The organism is Pseudomonas sp. NFACC05-1 (genome assembly GCF_900100135.1).
Classification (GTDB): domain Bacteria; phylum Pseudomonadota; class Gammaproteobacteria; order Pseudomonadales; family Pseudomonadaceae; genus Aquipseudomonas; species Aquipseudomonas fluorescens_Q.
In genome coordinates this window covers 914,376-932,786 of record NZ_FMTR01000001.1, presented here as the reverse complement: position 1 = coordinate 932,786, position 18,411 = coordinate 914,376, and the positions used below count along the sequence as shown (strand labels likewise).

Sequence of the window (18,411 nt, the reverse complement as noted above, 5' to 3'; positions counted from 1 at the left end):
TCCGTTCACAGAATCTGGATCAAGCGATGGCCTCTGTGGCGAGGGAGCTTGCTCCCGCTGGGCTGCGCAGCAGCCCCTGGATCAGTCGCAGCGGAGTGTCAGGCAATCTGAGCTTGGAGTGTTGGGGCCGCTTCGCGGCCCAGCGGGAGCAAGCTCCCTCGCCACAGGGGTTGGTGCCAAGCCTTGATGCATGTTTCAGCTCAAGCGCCCTTGATCACACCCTTGAGCACCGCTTTGAAATGCTCCACCTGGGCCTCGCCGAACTGGCCGAACACCTTGTCCTGCTGTTCCTTGGCGATGGCCCAGAGCCCTTCGGTCTCATCCATGCCCTTGGCAGTCAGGCGTACCCGCTCGCCTTCATCGGTCACCAGGCCCTTGCGCTTGAGGTTGGCCACGGCTTCTTCGATCTCGCGCACCGGCATCGCCACCTCCCGCTGCAAGTCGCACAGGTTCAGCCCGGCATCGTTCTCGAGCACCATCAGCATTCGTGCCTCACTGGTGCGCAAGCCGGTAGACAACTGACGCGGCTGGTAGCTGGCCTGGTAAGCCCGCAGCGCCTGAGTCATCAGGTAATACAGATTGTGACTCAAGCGCCCCTGGAAGTGACTGCTGGGGGACTGTCCCTCTTCCCGTCTGGTCATGCGAGTGTGGGGCAGCACCATCGAGTAGGCGCCCTGGTGATAGAGCAATGGAGAGCGTCCGAAATCATCAAACGCCACGACCTTGCCGATCATGATCCAGTGATCGCCGCCATCGACCTGCTGGAATTTTTCACAGTGAAAACGCGCCGAGCAATCGACAAACACCGGGGCACCGCCTTCGCCGGTTTCGAATTCGATTTCAGCGAAGCGGTCCTCCTTGGGTCGTGCGAAGTTGTTCGACAGGTCGATCTGGTCGGCGGCCAGCACGTTCACCGCAAAGTGACTGGCGGCTTCGAACACGCCATGGCTGCTCGAACGCTTGTCGATGCTCCACAGGATCAATGGCGGGTCCAGGGACACCGAGTTGAAACTGTTGGCTGTCACACCGACCTTGCGGCCATCTTCAGTGGCAGCGGTGACCACGGTCACGCCGGTGGCGAAGTTACCCAGGGCCCGGCGGAATGCGCGGGTATCGAAAGCGGTATCACAAAGACTGGACATGCAAGACTCCCGGCCGCCTCGAGCGACGGCCTCGATTATTGTTCTAGGGGTACAACGAACAGGCGGTCAAACCATGGACGGATCAGGCTCAAGGCCCATCAACTCACGACCGAGAATCTGCGCACAAACGTCGTAGTCGGTATAGGCATGGGCGCCGGTCAGATGGGCGTCGCGGAACAGCCGTTGCAACTCGTTGTTCTCGAACCAGGCGCCGCCGCCAGCCGCCTCCATCAAGCGGTCGACGGCCTGGATGCACATTTTGGTGGCGTAACCCTGGTTGGTCCGCCAGAACGCCAGGGTTTCCCGGCTGGGGTATTCGTGGCGCTCACCGTATTCGGCGTGCTCCTGCCAGGTTTTCTCCAGAAAGGCACGGGCCGCGGCCACCTGATGAGTCGACTCGGCCAGACGCATCAACGCCGGGGTAGCGGCACCGACTGCCGCACCGGTGTAGGCCCGCACGCGGTTGCGGGTCTTCTCGCGAAAGACCTCCAGCATGCGTTCGGCCACACCCAGGCTGACCGTGGAAAAACCACTGGCGAAGTAAGGGCGGTATGGCGAGTAGAAAATCTTGCTATCGGGGTACAGGCCGAATCCGCCGGACTTGCCCTCCATCATGTCCTTGGCTTTCTGGATCCGGTGTTCCGGCACGAAAGCGTTGTCGATGATCAACGTCTTGCTGCCACTGCCGCGCATGCCCACCGCGAACCAGTCATCGCGAATCTCATAGTCGCTACGCGGCAGCACCGCAAAGCAATAGTCCTGGGCGCCTTCGGCGTTTTTACGGCGAAACCCAACGATCGCCCATTCGGCATGATCGCAGCCGCTGCTCCAGCCCATTTCACCGCTGAACGTCACACCGCCCTCGACTTCCTCGGTGCGGCCAAACGGCGCGATACTGCTGCTGGCAGTGGCATCGGGATCATCGCCCCAGATTTCCTGCTGGGCCCTGGCCGGGAACATTGCCAACTGATGGCTGTGGGTGCACAACAGGCTCATGGCCCAGGCCGTGCTGGCACAGGCACCGGCCAGCAGCGCGATGCAATCGGCGAACTGCGGCAGGGAAATCTCCAGGCCACCGTAGGGTTTCGGCTGGAAGGCCCGGTGCATGCCAATGCTTTTGAGCAAGGCTATATTTTCGGCAGGGACGCTACGGTCTTTCTCCGCCTGGAAGGCATTGGCGGCAATGACCGGCAGGAGGGGCTTGAGGTCTTCGAGCAGCGGGTTTGGCTTTTTCATGGACAGGCTCTTTTATTATTGGCATCTGCCAATCCCGTCTCTGCCCGGCAACCTGAGGTTGCACAAACAGCGGGATCAGTGATTAAGGCCGGTCCAGTATGGGCAATCACAGGCGGGTGAAAAATGCACCTTCCAGATCCAAGATTGTACTTTTCATGGGGCAGCTTTCGGCGCCATGGCGCGCTCGGTCAAATCCCCCGGCACGGATGATCAAGACAAGCGCCCCGCCAAGGCTCTTAATAGGGCCATCCCCTGCAATGCCTTGCGAAGGCGTGGCAACGGAGTTTCCTTTCACTTTGTCAGGTTGCGTCATGATCAATATCGAAACGCCCACCTATTACACGGCCACCAAGAAATACAACCTCAGCTTCCCCACGTTGGAACAGGACGTGGACGCCGATGTTGTGGTCATTGGCGGCGGTTTCTCCGGGATCAATACCGCGCTGGAGCTCGCCGAAAAAGGCATCACCAACATCGTGGTGCTGGAGGCGCGTTACCTGGGGTTCGGCGGCACTGGGCGCAATGGCGGGCAGATTATGGCCGGCATCGGTCATGACCTGGAAAAGATCAAGAAGGACGTGGGTGAAGACGGCCTGCGCCAGATCTTCGAGATCAGCGACCTGGGCGCCGACATCATCAAGGACCGTATCGCCAAGTACGCCATCGATGCCGACTTCTGCCACGGCTACGGCTACATGGGCTTCAACGCGCGCCAGGAGAAAACCCTGCGGGCCTGGGAAAAAGACTTCAAGTCAGTCAACAGCAAACACGAGATCCGCTTTCTCGGCGGCTCCGAGGTGCAGCAGATCATCGGTTCCAAGGCCTATGGCAGTGCCTTGCTGCACATGGGTGGCGGGCATGTGCACTCACTGAACCTGTTATTGGGTGAGGCCAAGGCCCTGGCCAGCCACGGCGTACGGATTTTCGAGAACAGCCCGGCGCTGGAAGTCAGTTATGGCGAGCGCATCACCGTGCGTACCGGGCGTGGCTCGGTCAGGGCCAGCAAGCTGCTGTGGGCCTGCGACAGTTTCCTCAACAAGCTGGAACCGGAACTGCACCGCTCGACCATCAACACTTACGCCTTCCAGATGATGACCGAGCCGTTGTCGGACGAACTGATCCAGCGCATCAGCCCGATTCGCGGTGCCTACAGTGACATTCGCCCGGTGATCGACTACTACCGAGTCACCAACGAAAACCGCCTGCTGTTCGGTGCCGCCACGCCGTTGGTGGAGCACATCCCCCAGGATCTCAAGGCCTGGAACCGGCGCCTGATGCTGAAGATCTTCCCGTACCTCAAGGACGTGAAGATCGACCTGGCCTGGGGTGGCCCGATGGCGTGCAGCCCGAACCTGTTCCCGCAGATCGGCACCCTGCCCGGGCGCAGCAACGCGTTTTTCGTCCAGGGTTACTCAGGCTTTGGCGTCACGCCGAGCCACATCATCTGCAAGGTGCTGGCCGAAGGCATGAGCGAAGGCTCGGCGCGCTACGACCTGGTCAGCTCGATCCGGCGCCCGACCATCATCGGCAAAGACGCCATTCGTCCATTGCTGCTGACCGCCGGCAAGTCCTGGCATCAGCTGTCGGGCTACTGGAACGGCCGTCGCTGAGATGAGTGGCTGAACATACACCCTGTGGCGAGGGGATTTATCCCCGCTGGCTGCGAAGCAGCCCCATAAGCAGCGCAGATGCAGGTTTTTTCAGGGGTCGCTGCGCGCCCAGCAGGGATAAATCCCCTCGTCACAAAAACCCCTTCCAACTTCGCTATTTTTTAATCATCAGGAGTCACTGCCATGCCCCTTATCACCGTCAAAAAAGACATCCAGCTGTCCGACCTGGACGCCTGGGGCACCGTCGCCGATCTCGGTTCGCAGATTCTCGAAGGCGAAGTCAAAGCCTTCGGCAAGATGACCTTCGGCGCACCAACCGACCCCGTCAGCAGCGCCTACTTCGGTACCACCCAAGGCAAGTTCCGGATGGTCTATCCCTTCGCCGAACACGCCACCGTGGTCACCGGTGAAGTGGTGCTCACCGACGAGGCCACCGGCCAGAGCACCCGCTACAAGGCCGGCGACAGCTGGTTCGTGACCAAGGGCACACCGGTGCTGTGGGAAGTGGTCAGCGAGAGTTTCGTCAAGCACTACTTCGCGGTAGCCTGATCGGACTTGGCTGCCGGCCCGACCGGCAGCCCTCTCGGCGAAGGTGCGACCATGAACCTCATCCCCACCCAGGACATCGCCAGCCAGTGCCTGCACGCATTTACCCAGCTCGTTCCCGTCAGCCGGGCGGCGTTCTACTGCGTTGATCGGCAACTGCAGGTCCACGACTTCAGTCTGCACAGGATGAGCGGCGAGATGCACCGCGACTATCTGGACAACTATCGCCAATTTGATCCGCTGCACCCGCGCCACTGCGTGTCCAGCGAGTTGGCCGTTGTGCCGTTGAGCCTGGCAATGACCCGCCAACCGCTGCGTGACAACCATCGTTATCGGGACTTCCTGCAGCGCTACGGCGTGGTCGACGTGGTGGAAGTCTTCGCCCATCGCGATGGTCAGCCTCAAGCCGCGATTTCGTTGTTGCGCACCGCCGAGCAAGGTGTCTTCACCAGCCAGCAGTTGAGCCAACTCAGCGCGTTGCAGGCCTTGCTGCAACTGGCCGCGGCCCATTTGCCCAGCCATGAGGACCCACTGGGCGACTTGACGCCCAAGGAGCGCCAGATTGCCTGGCTGCTGCGCCAAGGCGTCAGCAACAAGCAATTGGCCCGGGAGCTGGAGGTGGGCTTGCCGACCATCAAGACTCACCTGATCCACCTGTTTCGCAAGGTAGGTGTGAGCAGCCGTACCGAGTTGGTCAGCGCACTGTTCCTCTGATCAACCATTTGGTTGATAGTCCGCCGTTACCCGGCACCGCATGATCCGTGTGGCTAATTCAACCACCGGAGCCTTGTAATGAGCACATCTTCAGACTGGATCACCGTCGGCGCCCTGGCCGATGGCTTTGCCCCCGAAGCTTTCATCCTGCCAAACCTGGCCGACCTGGACAGCAAGACCTTCACCCTGCATTTCGCCAATGGCTGGCAGATCGAGCACCGCTTCGAGCAGGACACCCTGACCTGGAACGCCGCCGATGGGCACTCCAACGGCAGCGCGACCTACCGGGCCACATCCGTACGCCCGGGCCTGTACCTGGTGGACTTCATCAAGCGCGAAGGCGAGCTGACGCTGTCGGTAAGCCTGGTGCTCGATACCGCCAGCGCCGCCTTCACCGCCGTGATCGGCCGCATGCCGAGCCAGCCGGAAACCGGCGAAGGCCTCTACAGTCGGGCGCTGGCCGGCAAGCCCCTGACCTCGGTTCAAGCGCAGTTCCTGCACGGCAGCCTCGATCGTCCCTGGCAGCCTGGCCTGTGCCCGCACACACCGACTACCGAATTGGTGGGGCTGCGCAACTTGTATCGCTACAGCCCGAGCGAGGTCTACGAACACATTTACCTCAACGACCAGTTCTACTCCTGGCAGTGCCTCAAGGGCGTTGAGCAAGGCCTGTGCGACACCGATCGCTGCGACACCTACAAGATCGCCGATCAGTTGTACCTGTTCGTCTGGCGGGAAAAAATCATCCCGACCCTGGGCCTGGTGCTGATCGACCTGCAACAGCACCGCAGCGACGGCAAGATCTTCGGCTACGCCGGTGCGTCGTTCGATGAGTTCTCCAATTTCCCGGTCAGTTCCTACTGCCAGGTACTCAATCAGACGGAGTATCCCGATGCCTGAATCACGTACCGTGGTGATCACCGGTGCCGGTACCGGCATCGGCGCCGCCTGCGCCCGCCTGTATGCCGCCGAAGGCGCCAACCTGGTGCTGATCGGCCGCCGTCGCGAGCCCCTGGAAGCACTCGCCGAGGACATCGGCGGCCTGGTGCTGGTGGGCGATGCGGCCTGTCCGAACACCTGGGACGGCTTCATCGAGCAGATTTTCACGCGCCATGGCCGACTCGACGTGCTGCTCGCCTGTGCCGGTGGTTTGGGCATGGGCAGCGCCACTGAGACTCAGCCATCGGCCTGGGAAGCGGCACTGCGCAGCAACCTCGACAGCGCCTTCTACAGCGCCCGGGCGTGCCTGCCACTGCTGCAGGAAAGCGCCGGCAACATTGTGCTGATTGCCTCCATCGCTTCGTTGGCGGCAGGCCCCCACGTGTGCGGCTACACCACAGCCAAGCATGCGCTGTTAGGCCTCAACCGCTCCCTGGCAAGGGATTACGGGCCTCACGGCGTACGGGTCAATGCAATCTGCCCAGGTTGGGTCCGCACCCCCATGGCCGATGAAGAAATGCAGGCACTGATGCAGTTCCATGGCGAAACGTTGCAACAGGCCTATGACCGGGTCTGCGCCGACGTGCCGTTGCGCAGGCCGGCCAGCGCGGAGGAAATCGCCAACGTCTGCCGCTTCCTGGCCTCCCCTGATGCGTCGATCATCACCGGGGCGACGCTGGTGGCCGATGGCGGCTCCAACATTGTCGATGTACCGACACTGGCCTTCAGCCGGATGGAGGCCAGCGATGTCTGAGGATCTGGATTTCAGCGGCCAGACCGTATTGGTCACGGGCGGCGCCCAGGGCATTGGCCGGGCCATCGTTGAAGCGTTTGCCCTGCGTGGGGCTCGCGTGGTCATCGCCGACCTTGGCCTGGCGCGCGCCGAAGCGGTGGCCGACGAATTGACTGCCGAGGGCTGTCAGGTACAAGCGGTGGGGGTTGACCTGGCCGACGCAACGGCGGTCTTCGGGATGATGGCCGAGCTGGAGCAGCGCTTGGGGAGGCTGGATACCCTGGTGCACAACGCCGGGTATTTTCCGCTGACACCGTTCGCCGAGATCACCCCGTCGATGCTCGAGCGTACGCTGGCGGTGAACCTGTCGGCGCTGTTCTGGCTGACCCAGGCCGCGCTACCGATGTTCCGACGCCAGGGCCGAGGCTGCGTGCTGGTGACCTCTTCGGTCACCGGCCCGCGGGTGGCGTATCCAGGGCTCAGCCACTACGCGGCCTCCAAGGCCGGGGTCAATGGTTTCATTCGCAATGCCGCGCTGGAACTGGCGGCCGAGAATGTCCGCGTTAATGGGGTCGAGCCGGGCATGATCGCGACACCGGCCATGGCCAACCTGGGCGACGATGAAGTCAACCAGGACATTGCCCGCCGAGTGCCGCTGGGTCGATTGGGCCAACCGAGTGACATCGCCGGCGCCATGCTGTACCTGGCATCGAGCCTGGCCAGTTATGTGACCGGGCAGACTTTGGTGGTCGACGGGGGTTCGACGTTGCCGGAGGTCTGAACCTGAGTGGGGGGAGTCAGCTTGCGGTGAGGGTGGATGGACCACCGTCATCGCGAGCAAGCTCGCGATAGCGATCATCCAGTCAACGACGACCTCATTCAAGCCATCCCTTGCCCCTCCTGCAAACGGCTGGAACGAAACTCCTTGGGCGACAGCTCGAACTGCTTCTTGAACGAACGGCTGAAATGCGCCGAATCGGTAAAGCCCCATTTGTAGGCAATCGAGGTAATGGACTCGTCCCGCAGGAACGGATTGGTCAGGTCATCAGCGCTGCGCTTGAGCCGGGCCCGCTGGATATAGCGGCAAACGCTGTCATCCTGCTCTTCGAACAATCGATACAGATGCCGCACCGAAATATTCAGTCGATTGGCCAGGCCCACCGGGCTGAGGCCGGGCTGGGTCAGTGACTCGTCGATGACCTTCTGTACATAGCTGCGCAGATGGCTGCCCTGCAACGCAACCCCCTCATCACGGGCATCGCTACTGTGCTCCAAGGCCGAGCCCAACAGCGAAACGAAGGCACTCTGCAACGCTTCACCCTCGCCCGCGGCGCCCTCGCCGTCGGGTGTGTCCCTGCACAGCTGGTCCATCAAGACATGCAGCATCCGCCCACACGCCTTGCTGGACGAAACCTTGCCGAAAGTCTTGGTCTCCCCGCCCAGTTGTCGCGACACGTCCTGGCGAGACAAGGACAGCACCGCGTGCTCGATCAGGCCGAACGGGCTGATCTCAAGCGCCCCCACGGAATCCATCAGCAGCAGTTCACCGGGTGCCAGCTGAATGCTCAAGCCGTTCTGGGTAATGCGGCAGTAGCCGCTGCGCTGGCTGACCAGGAAGCAATCCTGGTCATCGTCGTGATCCGCGTTGGGTAGGTGACGCTTGATGCTACCGGCGTTGGTGCGCAGGTTCGCGAGGGCAAGGCCACCCCGATGGAAATTCGACACTTCACCAATAAACAGGGAACGATTGAAGGCCAGCTCGGTATCGAAGTGGCCGCAAGTCGCCCGCAGATCCCGGTTCCAGGTGTCCAGACCGTCCTGCCCAACCTGTTGCATGCTCATGGCATTCTCCGCAGTGGCTTTTTGTTTTTGTGCGGCAATAGTTAACATGTTATCTATATGCACGCAACAAGTACCTGATCGCCAGAGCAGTAGCAGGAATGATGCCAGGGCAGCACAACAGAATCAGAGCGTTGCCAGTACCCGCTGCAGACCGCTCAAGGTTGCCAGCAAGACGCAGCGCTGCTCGCGGCTCAACGGGATATACCGACGAAAGGCCGGCATGCGATTGACCACTTCGCTACCGCCCATGTGTTCCAGGCGCACGCACCACTGGCGTCCCTGCAAATCGATGCGCAGCCGTTTGAAATCCAGGGGCATGAGGGCCTGATACAGCACAAGATCCTGCTCCACCGCCGCCTGCAACCGGTCCGCCAGGTCACTGCGCCCGTCCCGCTGCCGGCAGCGAATACCACTGCGCCGAACAGCCCCGCCGTGGTGCAGCTCCAGGCGCGCCGTGCCCTCTCGGGAGGCAGGCACGCGCAGGACGAACTCGGTCATCACCAGGTGCATCAACAACTGCGACTCGGTGCGTTCGACGATCTCCAACTGCAAGCTGCCATCGTCGGTGGCTGCCGTCGCCGTGGTCAGGCCCGTCACCTCGAATTGCGCCAGCGCCAGGTTGCGCCGCAGGTGTTCCAGGGTCACCCCGGGCCGATACCCGGCCGGGGTGTGCTGGGCGCTGAACAACTCAGACAGTTTTTGCAGCAGGGTCGACAAACTCGCCCGCAAGTTGCCCTGGTTCATGGGAGAACTCCTTGGCCAGCACGTCTTCTACCGACGCTGGCTTGAATGGATTGACCCTCTGTACCACCAGGGTCCAGAACAAGGCGTACGCTGCCGTGCCACCGAGCATCACCGCGAAGGGCACGTAGATGTCTGCCGGGTTCATGCCGGGCGGTGTGATGAACCACATGCCCAGCATAATGCCGACACTGGACAGGATCTGTGGCAACGGGAACCACGGCGAGCGATAGGCCCGCGGCAGATCGGGACGACGAATCCGCAGGCTGACCACCGACACGGTCACCAGCAGGTAGGCAAAACTCCAGGCGCACACCGCGGCCAGCACCAGGTGCATGATGTTGTCGGTATTGCCACCCAGCCACCACGCGTGCAGGCACGGAATCAGCATCGCCACCAGGATGCACAGTAACGGCGTCTTGAAGCGCGGGTGCAGATAGGTGAAGATTTTCGGCAACGCACCATCCACCGCCATGCCGTAGAGAATCCGCGGTACGCCGGCCATCAGGGTGTTGATGGTCGCCGCACCGGCAAACAGAAAGCCAATGCCCAGCCACATCGGGCCGATATCGCCCATGACCTGTTCGGCGAAGCGTGGAATCGCCATGGGGGTGTCCAGCAGATGCACGCCGCTGGTGGCATCGAGCAGCACGTTTTCCACTTGGCGCTTCATCGCCGCACCGTAGATGAACATGCAGGTGGCGACGCTGAACAAGCCCAGCATCATGGCCCGGGGCATGGTCCGAGCGGACTGGCGCAGGTCCGGTGCCAGCGGCGTGACGAATTCGCAGCCGACAAACATGAACATGGCCATGCCCACCAGCGACAGCACCGTGACCATATCGGTGCCCACCACGGACGCGCCGAACCAGCCCTCCAACTCCACTGCCGGAGCGGCGATCAGGCCCAGCACGCCGAACACCATCAGGGTGGTCCACATGCCGAACGTCAGGATGATTTCGGCCCGGCCAAAGGCGCTGACGCCGAACGCGTTGAGCACGCCAAAGACCACCACGAACCCCACGCCCAGCAACCAGGAGCCACCTGCCGATTCGGCCAGGGTGTTGAGGTGTTCGAAGTTCACCAGGGCCATGACGCCGGCCAGGATGGTCTCGGCGGTTCCGGCGAACACATGGACAATCAGATAGGCCGACAAGGTGCCAGTAATCGCGAAGAAACGTCCCATGCCACAGTTGATATAGTCATAGACCGAGCCGGTGGTCGGAAGAATCGACGCCGCCTCGGCAAACGTCGTCGCCTGGGCCAGCATCATTACCACGGCGATCAGCATCGCCACGGCAAAGGCGCTGCCGCCAATGCCAAAGCCCATGGTCGCGGTGAGAATCACGGGACTTGCCATGATCAGGCCAATGGTGCTGGCCAACGCGGTGGGAAAGCCCACCGAACCCCGGTTCAAGTGCTCGGTGAGCCTGTCATTGATCGACATGGTGCAAGGTCCTCGAAAGCGGATTTTTAGTATGGATGCCACAGCCGTCCAGGAACCGGCGATCATGCCTTCCCCAACCAGTCCCTGATCGAAACGGCGTTGCGTGTAGCCTTACTCTGCGCCGCACCGCGCCGGGCGTCTTGCCCATGTCTGCCGCCGGTTTTGTTGCTGCCTGCCAACACCGCCGCGCTGGCGGCCTGGATCAACTCCATGGCAGGCAGGTGAAAGACTTCCCTGGGTACCTCTCCCCTTAATGCGCGCTCTACTGTCCAATCGCACTGGGGAATTCCACCATGGGGCACACACGCCGTACACCTCTGCTGCGCAATGCCCATCGGCTTGGGCATCGCCCTGCTGGTCGCCGATTCACCGGCCCAGGCTTATGAGCTTTATTCCGACGAAGATACCACCGTCATCGGCAACTTCCTGGCGGTCTACGGGCTGTTCAACAGCCGCAAGAACTACGACGGCTCCACCGGTGGTTCAAGCTGGCGCGAAGGCTTCATTAAGTATGGCCTGAGTATCGACCAGACACTCGGCAACCTGGGCAGTTTCTACGGGACGGCCAACCCTGGAATACACCGCCGCGCCTGGCACCCTGGGGCTGGCCTATATCCATGGCATCGATGTCGATGACCGCTACGCCAGCAACTTCCAGAAACAGCACGAAGGCATGGACATCTACAGCCTGCGCGGCGCCGGCAATGCTGGCATCGAAAACGCCCACTTCTCCTTCGAGTACGCCTGGCAGGACAAGGACGCGGGCCCGGAGAAAGCCTGGTACGGCGAAGCCGGCTACACCTTCGCCGACCTGCCCTGGACACCGGACCTGACCTATCGCTACAGCCGTTACTCCAAGGACTGGGACTCGATGTTCAACGGCCAGAACCGTGGCGGTTGCGTTCTGAACGTGGCGGGAGCTGCCCCGACGGCAGCTCCCGCTCGGCTTACTGTTTGTGCTGATGCAACATGGTCTGGATCTGATGGGTCGCCTGCCGGGTGCTCTGCGCCAGCTTGCGCACCTCATCGGCCACGACTGAGAAACCGCGCCCGACATCTCCGGCCCTGGCGGCTTCAATCGCGGCGTTCAAGGCGAGCAGATTGGTCTGGTCGGCAATGCCCTTGATCACCCCCACCACCGTGGCAATCTGGGCGTAGGTCACCTGGTTCTGTTCGAGCATGCGCTGATGGGTGGACTGGGCCGAGCGCTCATCGCTGATATCACGCACCGCACCAATGACCCGCACCAGTTGCCCATGCGAGTCGCGTACCGCCCGACCGCGTTCACGACACCAGATGTAATCCCGGGTCTTGTGGCGCATCCGGTATTCGAAGACGTATTCACCGCTGCCCTGGGAGCCAAGGATTTCCTGATCGAAAATGGCCATGATCTTGGGCAAGTCGTCCGGGTGGGTGATGCCGACCTGGGCATCCCAGCCATCGGGCAAGTCATCCGGCCCATACCCCAGCAGCGAACGGAACTGACTGGAAAAGCGCATGCCACTGGCCGGGTGCTGGAGGTCACCGTTGACGACCGTGATATCCCAGCAGCCTTCAGTCAAGGTCGATTGCAGCAACTCCCAGATCTGCGCATCCTGGCGTTGTTGCTGTAGATGCTGGCTGTGTTCGCCCAGACGAACTTCAAGCGCCTGCTCGCGCTCAAGGGCTTGCTCCAATTGCTGGCGAACCCTGTGCATCTCACGCTCGCAGTGCTGCCATTGCAGGGTTTGCGCCTGCACTTGTGCTTCGACCTGATGCAGATGTGCAGTCGCGCTCGCCACCTGCCGTGCATGCTGCTCAAGGACGGTGCGCAGTTGCGGATACGCGTCGAGCTGTGGCGTGTCCTCCGTTTCGCCGGTCAGCACGCGTTGCACCTGCGCAGTCAACGCCAGTCTCTGTTTGTTGGTCTGGAGAAACATCGCCCGCCCCTATGCCATCAAGTCGAAACCCGAATCTGATCGCAAACCGGCCTGGCTGGCTTGTCCCTGCCTGCACGAGGCCTTGCTCCTGGCTGCCAACCACCCAGGCTGGCAGCCACAGACATACGGCGCGGCAGGCACAGTCAAGCTGGATGATCCTGCCGGGATTACCCTCGGGGCTTTCCCTATTCGTGATCAGGAAACCCTCATGAGCGATATTGCCCTGCTGCCTCAGGTCGAAGCCTTCCTCGGCAAACATCACGCCCTGTTCATCGACGGTGGCTACGTCGAAAGCCAGAGCAGCCAGACACTTGACGTCGTCAATCCTGCCAACGGCCAAGTCATCGCCCAGGTCAGCGACGCCACTTCCGGCGACATTGATGTGGCGGTGGAGTCGTCCCGCCGCGGCTTCAAGCAGTGGTCCCAAACGGCACCCGCGGTCCGCGGCCATGTGCTGCTCAAGTTGGCAGACCTGCTGGAACGCAACCGCGAAGAGCTGGCGCAGATCGAGACCTGCCAGTCGGGGAAGATCATCCACGTCTCCCGGGCCTTCGAAGTCGACCAGGCCGCACATTTCCTGCGCTACTACGCTGGCTGGGCGACCAAGATCAACGGCGAGACGATCACCCCATCACTGCCCTCCTTCGCTGGCGAACGCTATACCGCATTCACCTTGCGCGAACCGGTCGGAGTGGTGGTCGGTATCGTACCGTGGAATTTTTCCACCATGATCGCCATCTGGAAATTGGCCTCAGCCCTGGTGACCGGTTGCAGCATCATCATCAAGCCCAGCGAGTTCACCCCGCTGACCATCCTGCGCATCGCTGAACTGGCCATCGAGGCCGGCCTTCCGGCCGGTGCCCTGAATGTGTTGACCGGCGGCGGCCAAGTGGGCAAAGGGCTGATCGAACACCCAGGCACCAACAAGGTCTCATTCACCGGTTCCGTGCCCACCGGCCTGGCGGTGGGCCAAGCGGCCATGGGCGCCGGGTTGACCCGTGCAACCTTGGAACTGGGCGGGAAGAATGCGGCGGGGTTCCTGCGTGATATCGATCCCGAGGTGGCGGTCAACGGCATCATCGAGGCCGGCTTTCTGCATTCGGGACAGATCTGTGCAGCAGCGGAACGGTTCTTTGTTCATCGCTCGCAGATCGAGTCGATCATGGACAAACTGGCGCAGCGCCTGAGCAAACTCACCATCGGCTCGCCCTTGGACGAACGCACCGAATTCGGCCCGGTGACCAACCGCCAGCACCAGCGCAAACTCGCGGAATTCTTCGCCAAGGCCCGCGCACAGAACAACACCATCGTCCACGGCGGCAAGCTGATCGATGGACCGGGTTGCTATGTGGAGCCGACCATCATCCTCGCCAATCGCCGCGACGACAGCCTGCTCAACGAAGAAACCTTCGGCCCGATCGCCACGTTTTTCCCTTACGACACTGAGGAAGAATTGCTGGAACTGATGAACGACACGCCCTATGGCCTGAGTGCCAGCCTCTGGACCAACGACCTGGGCAAGGCCCTGCGCATGGTCCCCGCCATCGAAGCCGGCACGGTATGGGTGAACATGCACACCCTGCTCGACCCGGCGGTGCCTTTTGGCGGCAGTAAATCTTCAGGAATAGGCCGTGAATTCGGCAGTGCATTCATTGATGATTACACCGAACTGAAGTCGGTGATGATCCGCTACTGACCTTCAAGGGCTCTGTAACAACCCCAGAGCCCTACCCGCAAAAATCCCGTTTGTGTGCGAGCTTGCTCGCGATAGCGGACTATCAGTCAACCATGATGCCGACTGACCCAACGCCTTCGCGAGCAGGCTCCCAGTTTCACCGCCGACAGGCGTTGACCGGTGGAACTCGGCTACGCCAGGGCTGGGCGCGCTCCAGTTGGGCGGCCAGGGCCAGCAAAGTGTTTTCCTCGCCAAAGCGACCGGCAAAATGCGCCCCCATCGGCAGGCCATTGGCGCTCCAGGACAACGGCACGGACATCGCCGGCTGGCCGCTGGCATTGAACAGTGCAGTGAATGGCGAATAGCTGTGGTAGCGCTCGATCAATTGATCCAGGCTCATGCACACATCCTGCAGATCCAGCTCGCCAATCAGCACCGGTTCACGGGTCAGGACTGGGCTCAGGATCACGTCATAATCCTGCATGAACACCGCCAACCGCCGGCCGAGGGCATGAATCCATTCCACCGCCGCGGCATATTGGGCGCCGCTGACGTTGCCCTTGTCCCGCAAGATGATCCGGGTGCGCACCTCCAGCTCTTCGGCCTGCACGGCAAACCCACGCATCTGGCCCAGCAGGTCGACATAGTGACGAGAGCTGGCGCCAATGATGGTGAACACGTGGTCGAGAAACTCCAGCAATCCCACCGGCAGGCTCACCGGTTCGACACGGTGCCCCAGGGACTCGCACAACCGCGCGGCCTCGCCCACCGCCTGAAGGCTCTGGGGTGACGTAGGCCAAGGCTCGAGTTGCTCGACCAGGGCAATGCGCAACGGCTTGGGATCAGCCTGCACCGCCATCACATACGGCAACGCCTGGACCGGCGCGGCATAGGGCGCCCCCAGGTCCCTCCCGGCGGTGGCGTCCAGCAGCGCCGCACTGTCGCGCACCGACAAGGTAATCGCATGGGGCGTGCCCATCCCCGCCCAGCCCTCGCCCACTATCGGCCCCGACGGCATAAGGCCACGGCTGGGCTTGAACCCGAACACGCCACAGCAAGACGCCGGCACGCGCAATGAACCACCGCCGTCGTTGCCATGGGTGAACGGCACCACCCGGGCCGCCACCAACGCCGCCGCGCCGCCACTGGAGCCACCGGCGCTGTGGTCGGTGCTCCAGGGGTTGCGGGTGGCGCCGAAGCGCGCGGACTCGGTGGAGTACGAGGTGCCGAACTCCGGCGAAGTGCTGGTGCCCATCACTTGACATCCGGCACGACGCAGACGCGTCACGACTTCCGATTCGAAATCCGCCCGGAAGTCGCCCAGTGCGCGTGAGCCGTTAGTCATCGCCGCGCCGTGGACCGGCGAAAACAGGTCTTTGATCAAGGTTGGCACACCGGCCAGCAAGCCTTGGCCAACCTGTGGCGTGCGCACGGCTTGCCGGGCCGAATCGTACAAACGCTCGGCCACCGCATTGAGCTGCGGCTCGACCCGCTCCAGGCGCTCGATGGCGGTTTCCAGCAGTTCGCCGGGCTGGACTTCGCCACGCCTGACCCACTCGGCCAGCGCCGTGGCGTCTTCACTGTCCATCAAATGGTGGATGTCTTGCATACCCATGTTTCAGATTCCTTATGTCACGACGATTGATGTGATCCGACGGTGCTCGCCTGCCCCTGGCCCCGTGCACGCAGACCGGCAATGACCCAGAGCAATGCCAAGGTAAAACTGGCCAGGGCCAGCCACTGGATGGCGTGACGCAGGTCACCGGCGAAGACAACCACCGACGCCACCACCAGCGGACTGACGAATTGGCCGATGTACAGGCACGAGGTAAACCCGCCCAAACCCCGGCCGCGGGTGTTGGCGGTCAAGGCATTCATCACCGGCGCCATCACATTGGGCACCAGCAACCCGGCCCCCAGGCCCTGGATGAACACCGCCACCAGCACAGCGTTGTAGCTTTGCCCGCGCATCAGCAACCACAGCCCCAGGCCCATCAAGCCGAGCAACAATGCGTTGCAACCGGCGATGCCGAAGCGACGGCGCAGCAACGGCCACATCAGCGAACCGCCCAAGGTCGCCAACAGGCTCAGCCCCGCCGCCAGGCCGATCAGCGTGCTGGAGGTGACGCCCAGGCTGACCAACAACGTCGGCGCCTGGATAGGCATGATGAATGTCAAGACCATGCCGCCCAGAATCATCAGGTAGCCGACCAGCAGTGGCAGCACGGCGACCTTGGCCGGAGCCGACTCATCGACGCGCTGCTCGACCTTCTGCTGCTTCGTCACCGGCGGTTCCCAGAGGATTTTCATCATGGCCGGCACCAGCAGCAGTGGCAGCAGATACAACAGGAATGGCGCACGCCACGAGTGCTCGCCGAGCACACCGCCCACCACGAAAAACAGCGCCCCCACCAGGCCAATGGTCACCACCTGCCGGTTGACGTAACGCAACCGCTCCTCGCCCTGCCAATAGTCGGCGATCAGCGTCGCGCAGCAGGTCATCACCGCCGCCTCCGTGCACCCGAACAACAGCCGCACACCGACAATCGAAGTCAGGCTATCGAGCAGGGCCGGTAATGCACCGAGCAAGGCGTAGAGCACCGTGGCAATCACCAGCAACGCCTTGCGTCCAACCCGGTCGGCCAACCAGCCAGCCAACGGCGCGCACACGGCAATCGCCAGGGCGGGACCGGTGATCGCCAACGGCACCAGCAGATCGGCGCGCGGTTCCAAGGGACCGAATTCGGCACCCAACCGGGGCAGGATCGGCGTGACCATCACCGCGCCCATGATCGTCAGGCTGCTGCCCAGCATCAGCACTGCGCCTTCGCGCCAACTGGCCTGGCGCGACGGGGTGGCCGCCGTTGAAACGGAACTTGATTGGTTCATGACGAGCCCCTTCTAGAAACTGTGGGAAATACGCAGCGCCGCGGTATAGCCCTCGGCGCGATTGCGCGCATCGAGCTCCTTGTAGACATGCAGCCACACCGGTGGAATGCCAGGCTTGAAGTAGCTCACCGCCGGCCCGACCGCCAACACCCGGGCGCGATTGCCCGCCTCCAGGCCCGGCGCATCGTCATCGGTGAATTGCCGGTAGTAATAGCCGCCCACGCCCACCGTCCAAGGGCCAACGTGTTGACCCACGGCGAACTCGTGGCGGTATTCGACGCCGTTCTTGTAGTCGGTGGCGTGGTTGCGGGTGTTGATGTCGGCCTCAAAGCTCGAAGACACCTCGAAGCCGCTGTCGGAGATGTAGGTGGCGTTGAGGATCGGCGAGAAGGTCCAGTGGTTGAGGCCCGGCGAGATCAAGCGATCCTTGTCGTAGTCGCCGGTGGGGGCCTGGATCTGGAACTGGGCATTGACGAACAGGTTCGGCGACAGGGTCCACTGCAAAATCACCGGCAACACCTGCATGTCGGCCATGCGAAACGGATCGGCTTCCAGGTCCAGCGGGCCGACAGGGGTCTGCACCTGTAGCGAAGCGTCCATCTGGAAAAACGGCACTACGGCGCCGAAACCATACTTGGCGCCCAGCACGGTGTAATCGGTCATGCGCATGTAGGCGAGGCCGATGGACAAGACATCCAGGGAGAAATGGTTGTCCACGGACTTGCCGTGGCGATCTTTCTGTACGTTGGCCGAATAGAACGCGGTACGCAGGCCGACAGTGCCAAAGGGCGTGGCCGGCGGCATCATGCCCGCGCCGAAATCATAGACCCCGACCGCCGTGGTCGGTGCGCCGTTTTCGGTGCCATGGGCAGCGGTGCAGGCACCGATCAGCCCCAGGGTTAACCACGTACAGTGCCAGGTGTTTGTTTTTTTGTTTTGGTACATCGAATGCCCCTCCGACCATGTGGTGTCGGGGTC

General features: G+C 62.2%; 16 protein-coding genes and 1 pseudogene. 8 read left to right on the top strand and 9 right to left on the bottom strand.

What is annotated here, in order from left to right; translation table 11 throughout:
• Window positions 1-200: 200 nt before the first annotated feature.
• Window positions 201-1,142: a p-hydroxyphenylacetate 3-hydroxylase reductase component gene (locus BLO97_RS04000; RefSeq protein ID WP_072347828.1), complete on the bottom strand. Its 942-nt coding sequence runs from the start codon at window positions 1,140-1,142 to the stop codon at window positions 201-203.
• 66 nt (window positions 1,143-1,208) lie between these two features.
• Window positions 1,209-2,378 (bottom strand): p-hydroxyphenylacetate 3-hydroxylase oxygenase component, encoded by a 1,170-nt coding sequence (locus tag BLO97_RS03995; RefSeq protein WP_092345046.1) that lies wholly within the window; start codon window positions 2,376-2,378, stop codon window positions 1,209-1,211.
• 311 nt (window positions 2,379-2,689) lie between these two features.
• On the opposite strand from BLO97_RS03995, the gene BLO97_RS03990 reads away from it, so the two are divergent.
• The 6 genes from BLO97_RS03990 (at window position 2,690) to BLO97_RS03965 (ending at window position 7,701) form a co-directional block, all read left to right on the top strand.
• Complete coding sequence (locus tag BLO97_RS03990) at window positions 2,690-3,988, top strand: NAD(P)/FAD-dependent oxidoreductase (protein WP_092345044.1); 1,299 nt, start codon at window positions 2,690-2,692, stop codon at window positions 3,986-3,988.
• A gap of 183 nt (window positions 3,989-4,171) precedes the next feature.
• Window positions 4,172-4,537 carry a cupin domain-containing protein gene (locus BLO97_RS03985; RefSeq protein ID WP_092141253.1) on the top strand — a complete coding sequence of 122 codons (366 nt, stop codon included), beginning with the start codon at window positions 4,172-4,174 and terminating at the stop codon, window positions 4,535-4,537.
• A gap of 51 nt (window positions 4,538-4,588) precedes the next feature.
• A complete protein-coding gene (locus BLO97_RS03980; RefSeq protein ID WP_092345042.1) occupies window positions 4,589-5,248 on the top strand; it encodes a helix-turn-helix transcriptional regulator in 660 nt (219 codons plus the stop codon).
• 78 nt (window positions 5,249-5,326) lie between these two features.
• On the top strand, window positions 5,327-6,148 hold the full coding sequence (locus BLO97_RS03975) for a molybdenum cofactor biosynthesis F family protein (protein WP_092141259.1): 822 nt from the start codon (window positions 5,327-5,329) through the stop codon (window positions 6,146-6,148).
• A complete protein-coding gene (locus tag BLO97_RS03970) occupies window positions 6,141-6,941 on the top strand; it encodes an SDR family NAD(P)-dependent oxidoreductase (protein WP_092345040.1) in 801 nt (266 codons plus the stop codon). The genes BLO97_RS03975 and BLO97_RS03970 overlap by 8 nt, the downstream gene beginning before the upstream one ends.
• Complete coding sequence (locus BLO97_RS03965; protein WP_092141266.1) at window positions 6,934-7,701, top strand: SDR family oxidoreductase; 768 nt, start codon at window positions 6,934-6,936, stop codon at window positions 7,699-7,701. The genes BLO97_RS03970 and BLO97_RS03965 overlap by 8 nt, the downstream gene beginning before the upstream one ends.
• A gap of 98 nt (window positions 7,702-7,799) precedes the next feature.
• Here the strand turns inward: BLO97_RS03965 and feaR are convergent, their stop codons facing one another.
• The 3 genes from feaR to BLO97_RS03950 form a co-directional block, all read right to left on the bottom strand.
• Window positions 7,800-8,762, bottom strand: coding sequence for a transcriptional regulator FeaR (gene feaR / locus BLO97_RS03960; RefSeq protein WP_092141268.1), 963 nt, complete (start codon window positions 8,760-8,762; stop codon window positions 7,800-7,802).
• Between the two features lie 123 nt (window positions 8,763-8,885).
• Complete coding sequence (locus BLO97_RS03955) at window positions 8,886-9,506, bottom strand: DUF3156 family protein (protein WP_170867281.1); 621 nt, start codon at window positions 9,504-9,506, stop codon at window positions 8,886-8,888.
• Window positions 9,451-10,950, bottom strand: a complete 1,500-nt coding sequence (locus BLO97_RS03950; protein ID WP_092141271.1) for an APC family permease — start codon at window positions 10,948-10,950, stop codon at window positions 9,451-9,453. Before BLO97_RS03950 ends, BLO97_RS03955 begins: the two co-directional genes overlap by 56 nt.
• A gap of 293 nt (window positions 10,951-11,243) precedes the next feature.
• On the opposite strand from BLO97_RS03950, the pseudogene BLO97_RS03945 reads away from it, so the two are divergent.
• Window positions 11,244-11,845: pseudogene (locus BLO97_RS03945) on the top strand (hypothetical protein); the annotation flags it as partial.
• 52 nt (window positions 11,846-11,897) lie between these two features.
• Here the strand turns inward: BLO97_RS03945 and BLO97_RS32080 are convergent.
• On the bottom strand, window positions 11,898-12,869 hold the full coding sequence (locus BLO97_RS32080) for a methyl-accepting chemotaxis protein (RefSeq protein WP_092141278.1): 972 nt from the start codon (window positions 12,867-12,869) through the stop codon (window positions 11,898-11,900).
• 208 nt (window positions 12,870-13,077) lie between these two features.
• Between BLO97_RS32080 and BLO97_RS03935 the strand changes: the two genes are divergently transcribed.
• Window positions 13,078-14,565, top strand: coding sequence for an aldehyde dehydrogenase family protein (locus tag BLO97_RS03935; protein WP_092345038.1), 1,488 nt, complete (start codon window positions 13,078-13,080; stop codon window positions 14,563-14,565).
• A 136-nt stretch (window positions 14,566-14,701) separates the two neighbouring features.
• Here BLO97_RS03935 and BLO97_RS03930 read toward each other — a convergent pair whose 3' ends face one another.
• The 3 genes from BLO97_RS03930 to BLO97_RS03920 are packed head-to-tail and all read right to left on the bottom strand — an operon-like array spanning window position 14,702 to window position 18,378.
• A complete protein-coding gene (locus BLO97_RS03930) occupies window positions 14,702-16,159 on the bottom strand; it encodes an amidase (RefSeq protein WP_092345036.1) in 1,458 nt (485 codons plus the stop codon).
• Window positions 16,160-16,176: 17 nt separating this feature from the next.
• The gene (locus tag BLO97_RS03925) at window positions 16,177-17,433 is read right to left on the bottom strand and encodes an MFS transporter (RefSeq protein ID WP_092141286.1); all 1,257 of its coding nucleotides are present in this window, start codon (window positions 17,431-17,433) and stop codon (window positions 16,177-16,179) included.
• A 12-nt stretch (window positions 17,434-17,445) separates the two neighbouring features.
• Window positions 17,446-18,378 carry a SphA family protein gene (locus tag BLO97_RS03920; protein ID WP_092141289.1) on the bottom strand — a complete coding sequence of 311 codons (933 nt, stop codon included), beginning with the start codon at window positions 18,376-18,378 and terminating at the stop codon, window positions 17,446-17,448.
• Between the last annotated feature and the right edge of the window lie 33 nt (window positions 18,379-18,411).

What these genes read in the sequence shown, in the direction of transcription:
- BLO97_RS03995 (WP_092345046.1), bottom strand. Translation starts at nt 2,378, where the DNA reads ATGAAAAAGCCAAACCCGCTGCTCGAAGACCTCAAGCCCCTCCTGCCG.
- BLO97_RS03980 (WP_092345042.1), top strand. Translation starts at nt 4,589, where the DNA reads ATGAACCTCATCCCCACCCAGGACATCGCCAGCCAGTGCCTGCACGCA.
- BLO97_RS03950 (WP_092141271.1), bottom strand. Translation starts at nt 10,950, where the DNA reads ATGTCGATCAATGACAGGCTCACCGAGCACTTGAACCGGGGTTCGGTG.
- BLO97_RS03970 (WP_092345040.1), top strand. Translation starts at nt 6,141, where the DNA reads ATGCCTGAATCACGTACCGTGGTGATCACCGGTGCCGGTACCGGCATC.
- BLO97_RS03965 (WP_092141266.1), top strand. Translation starts at nt 6,934, where the DNA reads ATGTCTGAGGATCTGGATTTCAGCGGCCAGACCGTATTGGTCACGGGC.
- BLO97_RS32080 (WP_092141278.1), bottom strand. Translation starts at nt 12,869, where the DNA reads ATGTTTCTCCAGACCAACAAACAGAGACTGGCGTTGACTGCGCAGGTG.
- BLO97_RS03955 (WP_170867281.1), bottom strand. Translation starts at nt 9,506, where the DNA reads ATGAACCAGGGCAACTTGCGGGCGAGTTTGTCGACCCTGCTGCAAAAA.
- BLO97_RS04000 (WP_072347828.1), bottom strand. Translation starts at nt 1,142, where the DNA reads ATGTCCAGTCTTTGTGATACCGCTTTCGATACCCGCGCATTCCGCCGG.
- BLO97_RS03985 (WP_092141253.1), top strand. Translation starts at nt 4,172, where the DNA reads ATGCCCCTTATCACCGTCAAAAAAGACATCCAGCTGTCCGACCTGGAC.
- BLO97_RS03935 (WP_092345038.1), top strand. Translation starts at nt 13,078, where the DNA reads ATGAGCGATATTGCCCTGCTGCCTCAGGTCGAAGCCTTCCTCGGCAAA.
- feaR (WP_092141268.1), bottom strand. Translation starts at nt 8,762, where the DNA reads ATGAGCATGCAACAGGTTGGGCAGGACGGTCTGGACACCTGGAACCGG.
- BLO97_RS03930 (WP_092345036.1), bottom strand. Translation starts at nt 16,159, where the DNA reads ATGGGTATGCAAGACATCCACCATTTGATGGACAGTGAAGACGCCACG.
- BLO97_RS03975 (WP_092141259.1), top strand. Translation starts at nt 5,327, where the DNA reads ATGAGCACATCTTCAGACTGGATCACCGTCGGCGCCCTGGCCGATGGC.
- BLO97_RS03990 (WP_092345044.1), top strand. Translation starts at nt 2,690, where the DNA reads ATGATCAATATCGAAACGCCCACCTATTACACGGCCACCAAGAAATAC.
- BLO97_RS03925 (WP_092141286.1), bottom strand. Translation starts at nt 17,433, where the DNA reads ATGAACCAATCAAGTTCCGTTTCAACGGCGGCCACCCCGTCGCGCCAG.
- BLO97_RS03920 (WP_092141289.1), bottom strand. Translation starts at nt 18,378, where the DNA reads ATGTACCAAAACAAAAAAACAAACACCTGGCACTGTACGTGGTTAACC.